Source organism: Anabaena sp. UHCC 0253 (assembly GCF_009712085.1).
Lineage (GTDB): Bacteria > Cyanobacteriota > Cyanobacteriia > Cyanobacteriales > Nostocaceae > Dolichospermum.
The window spans coordinates 41,841-57,278 of the sequence record NZ_VILD01000001.1; the positions used below are offsets into that span (position 1 = coordinate 41,841).

13 protein-coding genes and 1 pseudogene are annotated in these 15,438 nt (G+C 39.2%); 2 read left to right on the plus strand and 12 right to left on the minus strand.

Features of this window, described 5'->3' with window-relative positions:
- Positions 1–197 precede the first annotated feature (197 nt).
- Both FJR38_RS00215 and FJR38_RS00220 read left to right on the plus strand, forming a co-directional pair.
- The gene (locus tag FJR38_RS00215) at positions 198–803 is read left to right on the plus strand and encodes a sigma-70 family RNA polymerase sigma factor (RefSeq protein ID WP_168534779.1); all 606 of its coding nucleotides are present in this window, start codon (positions 198–200) and stop codon (positions 801–803) included.
- A complete protein-coding gene (locus FJR38_RS00220) occupies positions 796–1,614 on the plus strand; it encodes an anti-sigma factor (RefSeq protein ID WP_168534781.1) in 819 nt (272 codons plus the stop codon). The genes FJR38_RS00215 and FJR38_RS00220 overlap by 8 nt, the downstream gene beginning before the upstream one ends.
- 65 nt (positions 1,615–1,679) lie before the next feature.
- Here FJR38_RS00220 and arsS read toward each other — a convergent pair.
- From arsS to FJR38_RS00280, 12 genes and pseudogenes are all read right to left on the minus strand, one after another.
- Positions 1,680–2,694, minus strand: a pseudogene (arsS, locus tag FJR38_RS00225) (arsenosugar biosynthesis radical SAM (seleno)protein ArsS).
- Between the two features lie 197 nt (positions 2,695–2,891).
- Positions 2,892–3,860 (minus strand): arsenosugar biosynthesis arsenite methyltransferase ArsM, encoded by a 969-nt coding sequence (arsM, locus tag FJR38_RS00230; RefSeq protein WP_168534783.1) that lies wholly within the window; start codon positions 3,858–3,860, stop codon positions 2,892–2,894.
- Between the two features lie 99 nt (positions 3,861–3,959).
- The gene (locus FJR38_RS00235) at positions 3,960–4,766 is read right to left on the minus strand and encodes a phosphate ABC transporter ATP-binding protein (protein WP_254449286.1); all 807 of its coding nucleotides are present in this window, start codon (positions 4,764–4,766) and stop codon (positions 3,960–3,962) included.
- Positions 4,763–5,593, minus strand: coding sequence for a phosphate ABC transporter permease PstA (pstA, locus tag FJR38_RS00240; RefSeq protein ID WP_168534787.1), 831 nt, complete (start codon positions 5,591–5,593; stop codon positions 4,763–4,765). The genes FJR38_RS00235 and pstA overlap by 4 nt, the downstream gene beginning before the upstream one ends.
- Positions 5,586–6,440, minus strand: a complete 855-nt coding sequence (gene pstC, locus FJR38_RS00245) for a phosphate ABC transporter permease subunit PstC (protein ID WP_254449287.1) — start codon at positions 6,438–6,440, stop codon at positions 5,586–5,588. The genes pstA and pstC overlap by 8 nt, the downstream gene beginning before the upstream one ends.
- Positions 6,421–7,272: a phosphate ABC transporter substrate-binding protein gene (locus FJR38_RS00250; RefSeq protein ID WP_168495902.1), complete on the minus strand. Its 852-nt coding sequence runs from the start codon at positions 7,270–7,272 to the stop codon at positions 6,421–6,423. The genes pstC and FJR38_RS00250 overlap by 20 nt, the downstream gene beginning before the upstream one ends.
- Before the next feature lie 21 nt (positions 7,273–7,293).
- On the minus strand, positions 7,294–7,599 hold the full coding sequence (locus tag FJR38_RS00255; RefSeq protein WP_168495904.1) for a helix-turn-helix transcriptional regulator: 306 nt from the start codon (positions 7,597–7,599) through the stop codon (positions 7,294–7,296).
- A gap of 918 nt (positions 7,600–8,517) precedes the next feature.
- A complete protein-coding gene (locus FJR38_RS00260) occupies positions 8,518–9,465 on the minus strand; it encodes an NAD-dependent epimerase/dehydratase family protein (protein WP_168495906.1) in 948 nt (315 codons plus the stop codon).
- Between the two features lie 260 nt (positions 9,466–9,725).
- Positions 9,726–11,048, minus strand: a complete 1,323-nt coding sequence (locus FJR38_RS00265; RefSeq protein ID WP_168495908.1) for a CO2 hydration protein — start codon at positions 11,046–11,048, stop codon at positions 9,726–9,728.
- A 22-nt stretch (positions 11,049–11,070) separates the two neighbouring features.
- Positions 11,071–12,573: an NADH-quinone oxidoreductase subunit M gene (locus FJR38_RS00270; protein ID WP_168534791.1), complete on the minus strand. Its 1,503-nt coding sequence runs from the start codon at positions 12,571–12,573 to the stop codon at positions 11,071–11,073.
- A gap of 76 nt (positions 12,574–12,649) precedes the next feature.
- The gene (locus FJR38_RS00275; protein ID WP_168496042.1) at positions 12,650–13,345 is read right to left on the minus strand and encodes a carbonic anhydrase; all 696 of its coding nucleotides are present in this window, start codon (positions 13,343–13,345) and stop codon (positions 12,650–12,652) included.
- Positions 13,346–13,421: 76 nt separating this feature from the next.
- On the minus strand, positions 13,422–15,281 hold the full coding sequence (locus tag FJR38_RS00280; RefSeq protein WP_168534793.1) for an NAD(P)H-quinone oxidoreductase subunit F: 1,860 nt from the start codon (positions 15,279–15,281) through the stop codon (positions 13,422–13,424).
- Positions 15,282–15,438 lie beyond the last annotated feature (157 nt).

A 15,438-nucleotide genomic window follows, 5' to 3' on the forward strand; every position in this document is an offset into this window, starting at 1 on the left:
GATTTAATTAAATCCCATTTATTGATAAATTATTTTTTGAGAGTATCGAATCCGATCGCCTGATATCAGTCGTCATCAGAATAGATGGTATTTTCTAGAGGAAAGAGTTTAGCTGTTCTAATTTTGGAGAGAGGTGATGGCACAAAGCTTATTCCTAACTTGCTCTGGTATATATTTAATTCTGTTTTTGCAACAGCATGGAGTCTAACCTTCCCCAGTCCAATTCTCAAGATTTTTCATCTTCTACAGATGAAGCTTTGTTTATGGCGCTCAAAAATGGCGACTCTTCGGCATTAAGCGTTTTGTTCAATCGTCATGGTCGCTTAGTTTATGGATTAGCTCTGAAAATTTTGGCTGATTCCCAAGAAGCTGAAGACTTGACACAAGAAATTTTTCTCACACTGTGGCGAAAAGCATCTAGTAATCCAGATTGTCGCTTTTTTGTGCGCTATTTGGTAACGGTCACGCGATCGCGGGCAATAGATAAGTTACGCGCTCGAACTAGACAACTCAAACTTGTGGAACGCTGGGGACAAACAATGACAAATGAAGCAACACCAGAGTCTACACCCGTTGAACAAGCGAGTTTTGCAGAGCGAGCAGAGCGAATTTACAATGCTTTAGCACAACTACCCGAAAAACAACGTCAAGTCATCGAACTCGCTTATAACCAAGGATTAAGTCAGTCAGAAATTGCTAAACAAATTGATATTCCTCTGGGTACAGTTAAAACCTGCACTCGTCAAGGATTACTAAAACTCAAGCGCATTTTACTAGATTCTGATTTATCAATATATGAATAAATCTTTTGATTCCGAATATATAAATAACCTAGCTGCGGGGTTTGTCGTTGATGATCTCACCCCTGAAGAAGCTGAAGAGTTTCGACTATTAATTGATGAACATCCAGAACTGATTACTGAAGTTGATGATTTGCAGGAAGTTCTACGACAAGTATTAGATGGCTTTACTCAAGTAGAAGCACCAGCCCATTTACTACCCAAAATTCTAGAACAAGCTCAAAACTCTGCTCATCAAGCTACTGTACAAGAGATTAAAGTTCAGGAAATTAACAAGTCAACGCCAACACAAAAACCACTTCCATGGAGAAGAATTTTTGGTAGCATTGCTGTACTATGTGCAGTAGTTCTAGGAGTTGATAACTATCGGTTACGACAAAATCTGGGTATAATCACAGCAGAAAACCAGCGTTTAGTCCAGGATTTCGCTCAAGCTCAAGTAGTGAAATCCATGCTCCAAAATAATGAAACGCGAATGTTTACTTTAAAAGGAGTCAACTCCACAGAGGTGGCTTCAGGGAGTATAGTTATCAATTCTGAACAACAAAAAGCGGTAATGCTTTTTCAAAATCTTCCCGCTCCACCTCCTGGTTATGTCTACTTATTATGGACAGTTGTTGCTAGTGAGAAGTTACCCTGTGGTGAAGTCAAGCCATATCTTTGGGGAAATGCTGCCTATGAGTTACCATTTACAAATCAAATGTACAAAGAATTTTCTCACCCAGAATTTTCTGGGATAATTGTCACTTTAGAAAAAGATCCAAATGTCTCTCGTCCCACCGGAACTGTCATCATGAAAAGTTCACAAATTTGACATCCAATACTGTTGGGTTAAACAACAGCGCAACCCAACAAATGCTGATAAATTTTGGGTTTAGATCAAATTAAAGTACCACCACAACTAGAACCAGAACCAGCAGTACAACCGTAACAGTAATTTGCAGTTCTGATATTTTCGATTAAATCTAATGTCCCAGCAGTCAATAACTTATTAACAGTTAGCATTTCACCATCATGAGTTTTTGATGGTAGATTTTCCATCTGATTAAAATCACAATCATAGACATTACCCAGATAGTCAATAGAGAGTTCATCTCTACACATTAAATGCTCAACAGTAGTAGAGTTAAAATTAGATTCCAGAAATTGGAGATAAGGTCTGTGTAGTTCTTTGCGTTCTAAATATAACTTAGTTCGTCCAATTGGCAGATTTGTAATTGCAAATAAGTTGTTAAAACAAATCCCAAAATGTTCTTGTAAGAACACCTTATAATCTTGTTCCAGACTAGCTTGATTAGGAGTGAGAGAAAAGTTGGCTGTAGCCGGAAGTTGAGGATTATAAACTAAGTCAAGGATTAAATTGGGGTCTTGACCATAACCAAGACGATTCAGCCATTGCAGAGCGCGAATTGAGGCATCATACACACCATTTCCCCCGCATTTTATCAACATTGTCAGAGAGATAGCAAGGTAAAGAAGCCACAATTCTGACTTGATTTTGAGCGCAATAATCAGGAATATCACTAAACCCTGATTCAAAATAAATAGTCAAATTAGAGCGCACAATTACCTGTTTGTCATTAGCTCGTGCGGACTCTACAATTGGTTTAAAACCATAGAGCATTTCCGGAGCGCCACCTGTCAAGTCTACAAATTTAATTTGGGGAAATTTCTCAATTAATGTAATTAATTGCTGACAAACTTCTGGAGAAAGTTCTTCAGTGCGTTTGGGACTAGCTTCCACATGACAATGACTACAAGCCAAATTACAACGTTTTCCTAAATTGATTTGTAAAACAGTAATTTGCTTTTTTGTTAAAGGTAAATTCAGCTTTTTTCTAAAAGGTGTGATGACTGAATCTAAAGATAAAGGAATTACTTTTTGCTGAACCATTTTTAATCTTAATTCTAAGCTAAAAAAAAACTAATTACGTAAGTTGCTAGTTAGGGAAATTGTCAGAATCATGATTTACAGGATTTAAGGATTAACAGGATTAAGACTGAGATTTTATCACCAATTACCCATTACCAATTACCCATTACCAGCCTTAACTAGATGACTAGCAACTTGGGTTAATTAAAGAAGAATAACTAACAACAGCCGCCACCATTGTAATGCCAAGTTGAATCTGTAATCAGTATTTCTTCTGTGTGTAATGCAGCTAATTTTGCCGCAGTTTTATCACATACAGCCGCAGGGATTCCTTCTTGGAGAATGTGTCCAGCTTTGTCATCAAAAAAGGGTTCTACTCCAGTGTAAATAGCTGTTTTACCTGTAAAAATGCAAGCACCATCTTCAGGAATTGGCACATTAAAAGCTACAGAATCCAGACTTTCTAATAGTAAATGTGATTCTAAACCATAATTTTGACGATTGAGGATACGGTAAGGACGACGCGCCCGAATTTCTACCTGACCAAAGCCAGCATTAACAAGATGTTCGATATACTGCTCATAAGTCATTGCTCCCGATAGGCACATAGCCCGCATTCGTTCATCATTTTGCAGATGTTCAGGAATGGGACGAGTAGCAATAGGATCACTCATCAGTAAGCGGCCATTGGGCTTTAAAACCCGAAAAGCTTCTTTTAAAGCTAAGTGTAAATCTGCTGGTTTAAAAATATTAAATAGACAATTTTGCGCTACTACATCTACAGAAGCATCAGGAACAGGTAAAGCAAAAGCATCTCCTTCTCGAATTTCCACAAAATTCGGCTCAAACCAAGGATTTTCTTGAGCAGCAAGTTCTAAATTACGAATTGCTGCTAACCGCATAGCTGCTACAGGCTCAATTGCAATCACTGACCCTGGACGGCGAGAAAAGTAAGCAAATTGCAGTGCTTCCAAGCCACCACCAACACCTACATACAGTACAGTTGGGTCGTTAGCTAGTTCTGTGGAATGAACAGTTGTACCGCAACCATAATTCATTTCCTGCATCTGGATGGGAATTTTTAGTCCAGGTAGCTGTAGAGGACTGCTTTGGACACAACATAATCCAATTTGTGGTGTTTCGGCGACTTCACTATAAAAGTTAGCGGTTGTTTCAAGATAGGTCATGAGAATTTTCTGGTGATATGACAGGAAAAGTGTGCTGTTTGGTAATTTTAAAGGGCTTCATATACTAAGACGAAGCTGAAGCCAAAATGGATGTGAAGACTACCCACGAATACCATTCAGATATGCAGCTGTTAAAGTGTACTGCGGGGCGGTAAAAATTTGCTCGACTGTTCCATATTCAATTAATCTTCCCACTTCTGCTTGTACCCAAAATAGGGCAGCGTAATCGCCAATGCGTCTAGCTTGAGCAAGGTTGTGGGTGACAATTACCACTGTGTAACGTCCCCGCAGACTGGCAATTAAATCCTCAACGACTCCACTAGAAATCGGATCAAGGGCGCTACAGGGTTCATCAAATAATAAAACTTCTGGTTGCAAAACCAAAGCACGGGCAATACATAATCGCTGCTTTTGTCCGCCAGATAAAGATAAGGCAGGAGTATTCAGTCTATCTTTAACTTCGTTCCACAGTCCGACATCTTGCAGTGTGGTTTCAATCAGCCAATCGAGTTTTGCGCGGTTTTTGATGCCGTGTTCTTGTAGGGGAAATGCCAAATTCTTCCAAATGGAGAAGGGGAAAGGATTAGGCTTTTGGAAGATTGTCCCCACACGCCGACGGAGGGTAATTACATCTACATCGTTATTGAGTATTTCTGAATCATCTAAGCGAATACTACCCGTAATTTTGGTGTGAGGTATCAAATCAGTTAAGCGATTCAGACAACTCAAAAAACTACTTTTGCCACAGCCAGAAGGTCCCACCAATGCGGTAATTTTACCTGCTGTAATTGGCATAGTAATATCTGTAAAAGCAGCTTTTTTATCGTAATATAAACTAAGTTCCTGAATGTGCATTGAAGGCAGAGATAAGTGAGAATTTTGTCTAAGTTGAGATTTATTGATCAAGATGTAATTCTCCCTGCTAACAAAAATTGGGCTATCCATGTTGCTATACCATTCACCAGCAACAATAAAATCAACAGTACCAAAGCAGATGCGTAGGCGTTAGCATCTCCCCCGGCCACATTCATGGATAAATCGAAAATATGAACCGATAGCGATCGCCCAGAATCTAGTAATGACTCTGGCATTCGATCTACATAACCACTGGTAAAAATTAGTGCTGCTGTCTCAGCGATCGCTCTGCCAATTCCCAATACCAAACCCACAATTAACCCCGGTGTCGCTGCTGGTAATAGCAGTTTCCATAATGTGGTGGTGCGTGATAATCCCAAGGCGGCCGCCCCTAACCGATATTCCACCGGCACAGCCCGAAATCCCTCTTCTGCGGAACGAATCAATATCGGTAACACCATACAAGCCAAGGTCAACCCCCCAGACAAAATCGAAAAGCCTAATCCCAACTTAATCGAGAAAAAGGCGTTACCAAATAAGCCAAACACAATAGATGGGACTCCTGCCAATACATCCAAACTACGGCGGATTAAAAGACTAAATATACTTTCTGTTGTGGTAAATTCAGTCAACAGTACTGCAGTACCAATGCCGAGGGGAAGAGAAACCGCCATACAAACCCCCAATATCAAACAAGTAGAAATAAGAATTGGGGCAATTCCCCCCTCACGTCCAGCATTTCGCGGTGCAGTTGTCAGAAATTCCCAGTTAAGTTGTCCGACACCATGCCAGATAATATCGCCTAAAATCCAGCAGAAAATGGCGGTGACAAAGAGAGCGATCGCCCAAAAGATAAGGGAAGGTAATTTTTTAACCATAGATGTTTCTCCTGCTTATCCCCTCGGAAACGGCGACTAAAGAGGCGATCGCCACCATCAGCAATAAGCCACTCACAAACAATGCTGAACGGTGATTACCTGTGGCATAAGCCATTTCTAAAGCGATATTAGCGGTGAGGGTACGAACAGGATCAAATAAGCTTTTGGGAGTCTGTACGACATTGCCGCAAACCATCAAAACTGCCATTGTTTCCCCAATAGCCCTTCCTGTTCCCAAAATCAAACCAGTAAATAAACCAGATTTAGCCGCAGGTAAAACCACGCTTCTAATTGTTGCCCATTGAGAAATTCCCAAGGCGGCTGCACCCTGTAGATATTCCTGGGGGACTTGGGCAAAACTGGCGGCTGCTGTGAGTGCGATTGTGGGCAGAATCATTAATGTCAAAATAGCGATTCCTGCTAACAGGCTAGTTCCTGGTGATTGCAGTTTGCCAATCAGTGGCACGAGGACAACTAAACCCCAGAAACCGTAAACTACAGAAGGAATTCCTGCCAGTAAATTAATTAATTGCCGATATAATCCCCCAACCAAAGGAGGCGCATAATACTGACAAAATATTGCCGAACTAATGCCTAAAGGTGCAGCGAAAATTACTGCCCCGATTGTTACCAAAAGACTTCCCCACAGCATTGGCAGCAAATTATAGAATCCTTGAATTGGATGCCAAGAGCGATCGCTAACAAAACGCCACCATCCTAAATGTCGCAGGATCGGCAATGCTTCCAGTAATAAAAATCCGGTAATTAGGACAACAATAATACCTGTAATTAGAGCAAATAACCGTAATATCCACAGGAAAACAATATCACTTTGAGATGGGGACAAAATCCTGTTTTTTAACAATGTCATGGACTTGTGGCGATTGTGCAAACTCGATAAATGCTTGATCTAAGCCTTGGGGCTGGGTTTTAGTCACCAAATTTAGAGGACGGGAAAGGGGAAACGTCCCATTCTGGATATTCTCTGTGGTAGCTGTGACTCCATTCAAGGGCAATAATTTAATCGGAACGCCATTATTGATACTAAATTCAGCCGTACCAATTGATACGTAACCAATGGACTGAGGATTACCTGCTACTGTCTTAATACCTTGCTGATTGTCTCCAATCACAACTGATGCTTTGATATCGCTATTCTTGAGTTGGAAGTAGTTCAGAAACAGTTCTAGGGTGGAACGTCCCTCAGCTTTATTGACAACGGTAATCGGTGCATTTTTGCCGGTAATCTGTTGCCAGTTGTTAATTTTACCCGTGTAAATATCAATAACTTGTTGATTTGACAGGGATTTGACTGGATTTTCCTTATGTAAAATTATGCCAATTCCGTCACGGGCGATCTCAAAAGCTTGTAAATCTCTTTCTTCCTCTTTGAGGCTACGAGACACCATCCCAATATTAGCAACACCTGTACGTGCATCGGCAATACCGCGAGATGAACCTCCTGTTTGCACATCCACTCGCACATCAGGATGTTGAGATTCAAATAGCTTACCCATTTCTGCTGCTAATGGTGCAACTGTACTAGAGCCTGTTAAAACTAACTTTCCTTGTAATTTATCGGTTGCTTGATCGGTTATTTTTGAAGGTTGCGTACAAGATTGTAGTCCTAAGCAAATTGTCAACCCAACAGTAAATGTTAGATTTTTGAGTTGTTTCATCGAAAAATTGCGTCTAAATTTTTACTCAAAGGAGAGGAGACAACAGCCTAAATCAATTGCTTTACCAGTGTTGACTTGTCGAATCGTCGGTACAAAATGGTAAAGTACGGACTTACCATCTCGTATCGCTTCTACAAAACCTGCTTCCCGCAAGATTTTTAAATGGTGGGATAACAAACTCTGCTCTAGCTTCAAGACAGCATTCATTTCTCCAACGTGTTTAGGACCTTCCATGAGAATTTTCAGAACAGATAGACGAGTTGTATCTGCTAAAACTTTGAGTTGACTGGCGCAAAAATCTGGAGACGATATGGTTTTTGAGTTCATCGTTCATCATGAATATGATCTGAATAGCTATTGATATGAATTTTTTTTCAAGCCTATCATAAATGGTGATACGAAGCTGAAACCAAAATGGATGTAAAGCCAGCAAAAAATACTACTTATCAATAGTGTAGAGGGTATCTAAATCTTTGAGATAGTACAGGGTAAAGCAAGCAGCTAACATAGGCCAGGCAGCGAAAAATAGCAGATTCTCGAAGGGATCAAAATATTTCCGAAAGGATGAGAAGGTGGAAACAGAATGGAAAAATAGCACCAATAAGTAAGTCCACCGCTTTTGGAAACCTGCGACAAATCCCAAAATTATTACAAGCTGAATTGTTCCAATGATGTAAATTGGGATATTGCTTAGTCTACCAATTAAATAAAAATTCTTAAAGATTGCTGCTGCATGATCAGGCTTTACAAATTTATCTAAAGTCCACATCAGCATGACAACAAATACGCTCAGTCGTAGTAAGAGTAAAGTAACAAGTGATTGAGAGCAGATTGTTCACGAATAATAGTTGCCAAAGAGGGAATATTCCCAAGTTGAGAAATCCGGTCACGGACATACTCAAAAAAGCTTATGATTTTGTTTCACGCAGAGGCGCTCCAGTCACAGAAAGTAAGAGTTTGAAATCATTGATTTTTCAATTTCACACCATAATATGGCTATCGCCACGCAGGCTATCAGCAACGCCAAATTTAACATCTCTACAAGGGTTTAGTTAATAACGTAAGTTGCTAATTGTCAGAATTAGGTGGTTATCGAGTTTCGACTCCGCTCAACTACCGCGGAGTCGAGATAATTTACAGGATTTAAGGATGAACAGGATTAGGACTAAGATTTTATTACCAATTACCAATCACCAATCACCAATTACCAATTACCAGCCTTAACTAGATGACTAGCAATTTGGGTTAATACAAAGTCTTCACCCATTCCCATTCCTGGGTTAAGCCATCTCGCAAAGATACTTGGGGTTGATAACCAAGTATTTTCCGGGCTTTGGATACGTCAGCAGCGGTGTGACGGGCATCTCCCATGGCTTTTTCAATATGGTTGCGTTTGATGGGTTTACCGACTATTTCCGCCATTGTATCTAAGACTTCCGCTAATACTACCCTGCTACCACCGCCAATGTTAAAAATTTCGCCTACAGCTTCTGGTACAATAGCAGCAGCTAAGTTAGCAGCGATCGCATCACTGACAAAAGTAAAATCCCTGGTTTGTTGTCCATCACCATAAACAGGAATTGCCTCATCTGCTAACACTGCTTTAAAAAACTTATGAAATGCCATATCTGGGCGTTGTCTGGGTCCATAAACTGTAAAATATCTTAAAGCCACAAACGGCACACCAAAGTTTTTATGATATAACATTCCCAAGCGTTCAGCCGCTAATTTAGTAATACCATAAGGTGACACGGGCAAAGGTTTAATTTCTTCGTTAGTCGGTAAAGTTTCGGCATCACCATAAATACTAGATGTAGATGCAAAAACTAACCTTTTCAAGTTTTGAGCATCCTTAGCAGCTTCTAATAAAACTTGTGTAGCGTTAATATTCCGTTCTGTATAAGCCCGAAAACCCTTACCCCAACTTGCTCTGACTCCCGCTTGTGCCGCTTGATGATAAATACATTCTACATCCAGCAGCAGTTTTTGCCAATCTAAAAATTGAATATCCCCTGCCACTAAAGTAAAATTAGGTGAATCTTGAAAATTAGCAATATTTTTCCGCTTTAACAGTGGATCATAATAATCATTAAATTCATCAATGCCAATGACTTCATTTCCCTGTTTTAATAATGTCTCAGCTAGGTGAGAACCAATAAAGCCAGCAACTCCAGTCACAATAATTTTATTCATGTTTCCGATTTTGTAATTGGGGTGTAATTTTCTTTAACAAATTAATCCTAACTATTTATATAGCATTTCTTAGTCTAACGAGGTACAAATTTATCTGCGTTCATCTGCGTTTATCCTCTTCCATCTGCGGTTAATTCTTTCTTGTTGTATCTCACTTGAATGGGAATTGCTATATATTTTCCCATACATACTATTGTAATACGCACAATACCCGATTTATTCAATAAGTCGGGTATCTATTTCTATGTCTTCAACAAATTCTATCTATAATCCTGTCGTTGAATATCTCGTAATCTCGCTGCATCACGCATATTATAATCAGTGCGAGTAAAGCGATCTAACTGCATTTCAAAGAATTCTCTATTTGCCTGTAAATGCTGGGGATTTTCATCATCTAAAGGATATAAAAGGGCAGTTCTCAAAGCTTGAATTACCGCAGATGTCACATTATACATAGAACGTTGAAAAGTAACCCCCAATTGAATGAGAATATCTTCTTCACCACGACAATATTGTTGATAATAATCAACTAGATATTGAGGCAGAAAATGCAACATATCTTGCATTAATAACGTGGGAGGAATACCAGATGTACCAACAGGAAATACATCAGCATAAAGAATCCCATAATGGAAGTCTTTTTGATCTTCCGGAACTTGTCCTGCTTGGGCATTATAAGACTTTGTACCTCTAAATGGGGCTGTGCGATAAAAAACAGCTTCGACATAGGGTAATGCGGCTTCATATAGCCAAGTAAAACCTTTTGATTTGGGAATGATTTCATAACATTCACCATCAATATAAACATGATGATAAATAGGACGACCGGCGATCGCAAATATGCCATTTATGAGAAAATTCATAGCATCAGGTACACCTTTGAAACCACCTTCATCATAAATATCGGACATTTCAAAAAATACTGGTGCCATGACTTCCCAGAAAAGTCCTAAGTTAGAATAATAAGACATCATCCGGCACTGTTCCAAGAACATATCTGGAAACAGTTTATAAAGTCCTAACATTAAGGGATTTTTCCGAAAATAAGCTTTAATGGCTTTATCAGCATTAGCTTTATATTCTTCTGAATCTAAGTAAGCATCAAATTGGTTAACAGGTGTATACATTTGGCGATGCCAAAACATAGCCCGCATACAAGCTTCGGCAAATTCCATGTTGATTCTGTCATGGAATAAATGATGGAAAATTTTTGGCATTTTGCTGGTTTCACCTTTTTCCATAAATGCCAGAAGTTCAGGATGTGCAGTAGCTTCACCCCGCCAAATTCTTAAATCAGCATCATCACCTGCATAATGATTATGTAAGTCTAAATATTCTTGAGGTAAGAAATATTTAAAAGCTGGTAAAGGATCTAAAAATACTCTTTCCGCAATGTAAAGTAAGTCTCGCCAATAGAAATCCATCGGTACAGCATAAGCTTTATAAATACCGATAATTTGCATGAGGTTTTCGGGTGTATCTGGCAACATTGAACCGCCAGCTTCTAAACGATGAATAATTTCTGCAAATTCGTGTCTTGAAGGTGGGATTTTGGTAGTTGGTTTTTCTGGAGTTTGTACCATTTTGATTATTTCCTTTTTAAAATTACTTCAACGCAATTTCCGCAATTACGGTTTTTTCAATAGGGGGAATTGCGGCTACCATTGCTGTAGTTGTGGTTTCACTCCAACGCACTAACCAAACTGGTTGTACTCCCAGAAAGATAATTAGAGATGCTAAAATTAGTGCGGGTACTTTTTCCGCCCAGGATACTTGAGGATAATAGGCTAAGTTATTTTGTAGTTTACCAAAGCAGGTACGATTGAGAAGAATTACAAAATAAACTGCGGTTAAACCAGATGCAACTACACATAAAAGTGTGGGAATTGGGAATGTTGAAAAACTGCCTTGAAAGGAAATAAATTCGGCAATGAAACCTGTTAAACCGGGAATACCAGCACTAGCCATGCCACTTAAAACCAGTAAGGCACTAATTAAAGGTAAACCGCGAATTGGACTCATTAAACCATTAAGTTTGTCTAATTCTCTTGTGCCAACTTTGATTTCAATAATTCCGACTAAATGGAAGAGAATAGCCAGGATAATTCCATGACTAAACATTTGGGCAACTGCACCAACTAATGCTAACGGTGTGGCGGCTGCGGCTGCTAGTAAAATATAGCCCATGTGTCCGATAGAACTATATGCTACCATGCGTTTGATGTCTTTTTGAGCGATCGCTACTATTGCCCCATAAATCGCGCTAATTGCCCCCCAAATTGCTAAAGTTGGGGCGATAATCTGCCAAGTTTGGGGAAACATTCCTAAACCAAATCGCAATAATCCATAAGTTCCCAGTTTTGCTAATATTCCCCCTAACAAAATCGCGATAGGTGCGGAAGCTTCAACATAAGCATCAGGTAGCCAAGTATGGAAGGGAATTAACGGAATTTTGATGCCAAAACCTAAGACTATTCCGATTAGTAATACTAACTGCATTCCCGCTGAAATGTTTTGTGTCGCCACAGCATCAAAAGCAAAACTACGAGAACCTGTTAACCACACCATTCCTAAAAATGTGGCTAAAATTAAAGCCCCAGAAATGGCTGTATAAATCAGGAATTTCATCCCCGCATAGGCTCGTTTTTCTCCTCCCCAAATGGAAATTAGTAGATAAAAGGGGATTAATTCTAATTCATAAAACAGGAAAAACAGGAGTAAATTTTCTGATAAAAATGCACCGGCAACGCCACCACTGACAAACAAAATCAGGGAATAGAATAAACGGGAACGTTCTGTATCTTTACTGCTGCTATAAATAGCTATCCAAGTTAATAAGCTATTTAATACCAACATTAATATTGATAGCCCGTCAACTCCTAATTGATAATTCAAACCTAGTGTTTCATTCCAAGGGATATATTCTTGAAATTGCATTCCAGGAGTGCTGAGATCAAATTTCAACAAGATGAAAATATTCCATAGCAAAACTAAACCTGTAACGGTTAAAGATGCTAATCGAATCCGACTCGCAGGAATATATTTTGCTGGATAAAAGCCGATGATTATAGCGGCTATAATTGGTAGCCAAATTAAAACACTCAACATATTTTTTTTAATTGACAATTGAAAATTGATAATTGACAATTGGTAATAATAGCAATTACCAATTGATTTAAATGAATTAGCTAACTAAACTGACTTTGCCCGTATCTAAGTCGTAATAACCACCAACTATTTGAAGTTTGTTCAATTTGATTAATTCCAATAGCACTGGTGATGCTTTTAAATTATCAATTTGTACTAAAATGTTGGCTTTACAGGCGTTTTCTAATCTATCTCCAGGTTGCCCTTGAGATTTTTCTACACCAGGCTTAATTGCCTCTAGTAAACTACCAATTTGTCCTGGTACTTGTGCGCCTTTGATTGTGGCATCTACAGCACCACATCTTTCATGGCCTAATACCATAATCACTTTCGCACCTAATACTAAGCTGCCAAATTCTAGGCTACCAATTTCTTCTGGTGTGGCAATATTACCAGCAACACGACAGACAAATAAATCTCCTAAACCTTGATCAAAAACTATTTCTGCTGGGACTCTGGAATCTGCACAACCAAGAATAGAAGCAAAGGGTTTTTGTCCTTTGGCAACTTCTCGTAAGCGTGTAGAACCTTGATTTCCATAGCGACGTTTTCTGTTCGCAAATCTATCATTACCATCCATTAATAATTGTAAGGCTTCATCCGCAGAAATGTTATTTTGGGCTACGGCTGGTTCAGGTGTAATTAGATGGGAAGAAACTGCAACGGCGACTCCGGCACTAATTATGCCTGTACCTATTTGTAGTAAATTGCGGCGAGAAAGTTGTTTGTTAATCAATGGATTATCCTTCCGATGATTTGGATGACAATTATTATTTTAAATTATCATTGGTAATCTAAATCATAGATATTTAAAAAATTAAATCTATGAGTTGAATTCCCCAAAAAGGCCATGTTACACAAGCACCTAAAAATCCGACTCCTAAGAGAACTGTCAAGGCATAAAATTGAGTTTGTCCATTGTTACTATATTTCAATCCTTCCCCACCTAATAGAGAAAATAAACCTACAAAGTTGACGATACCATCAACTACAAATCTATCCAACATATCGGCAAATTTGGAAAGTTGGGCAACACCGAAAATGATGGTAATTTTGTAAAGTTTAGGTGTATAAAAATCGTAAGCAAGTAAATCTTGTAAACCTTGCCAAGGTAAACGAATTGGTTTAGGAATGTTGCCTAAATAGATGACGCTGCTAAGACTACAACCAAAGATACTTGACCAAATTAATAGTAGTGCGACATCTTTATTTAATGTTGCCCAATCGGGAAGTAATGATAAACTTTGCAATACTAAAGGTAGATGTAAAACAAAGCCAGATAAAATCATCATTGGTAAAACCATTAACCATAAGGCTTCAGGACAACGTTCACTCATTTGTTTGGGTTTACCTCCAAAGATTAAACCAAATTCTCTTGTTAAACTGAATGCAGTTAAGGCATTTACAACAATAACTATTCCTACTAAAATTGGTTGTGTTGTCCATAAACCATCAGCTAATTTAAACAACGCCCAAAAACTACCTAAAGGGGGAAAACCAATTAAACCCAATGTACCGACAATAAATGCTAAACCGGATATGGGACGACGTGACCATAATCCACCAAGTTGGGTAATATCTTGGGTGATACTGTTCCAAACAATTCCGCCGGTACTCATGACTAACAATGCAGAGGCGAGGGCATGGGTGAGGACTAATAATAGTGCGGCTTCGTCTTGCTGTGTGCCTACGGCAATAAATACCAATCCCATGTAAGCACTAACAGAGTAGGATAAACAGCGTTTAATGTCAATTTGAGCGATCGCAATTAATGAAGCACCAATGGCTGTGACTGCACCAATAGCAACTATTGTAGAAGATGCTACGGGGGATAAACTAAACACAGGTTGCAATTTAATTAGTACATAAGCACCACTAGCAACTACCACCGAACTCCGCAAAATTGTACTAGGAACGGGTCCCTCCATGGCTTCATCTAACCACAAATGCAAGGGAAACTGGGCGCATTTACCCATTGGTCCGGCAATTAATCCCAAACATACTAAGGTAATAATTGTGGGGTCAACATTCGCCGTAGCCGCCCATTCCGCTAACTCTGCATAATTCCAAGTTCCTGAAAGTGTCCAAAGTCCCAAGACACCCATTAATAAAAACAAGTCTCCTACCCGTTTGGTTAAAAAAGCATCTCGCGCCCCAGTTACTACTAAGGGCTGACTAAACCACAAACCTACTAATAAGTAAGTTCCCAAGGTGAGGATTTCCAGAATTACATAACTGAAGAATAAATCGTTACACAAGGCTAAGGCACAAAGACCAGCTTCAAATAATCCTAATAAGGAAAAGAAACGTCCCCACCCCCAATCCATTTCCATGTAACCAATAGCAAATATCTGCGCCAGGAAATTCAAGCCGGTAATAACAATTAACGCCCCAACACTGACGGCAGAAATCTCTAAATTAATGGTCAGGTCTAGACCTGCTGTAGATAACCAACGAATAAATACTTCTTGGGGTGGATAATTCCAAGTCGCTGGGAAAGCCAGGACAGCATGAGAAAATGATAAAAAGGTCATGACCACATTGACATATCCCGCTGGTCTAGGACCTGTTTTCCGAATAATGCCCGGCGACCAAGGTATGGCTAAAAGCCCACCAATTAAAGCATAAATAGGAATCAGCCAAACAGTGTCTAGAAAATACTGAGCCATTCAATTACCTCTATAGTTTACAGCCAAACTTAAAGAAAATACATTAATTAGCGTTGATCCCCATCCACCTAGTGATGATAGATCAGAAAATTTATTTTTGCTTAATATTGTTAGATTTAGCTTACCGTTATCTGGGTCAAAAAGAAATTATTTAATT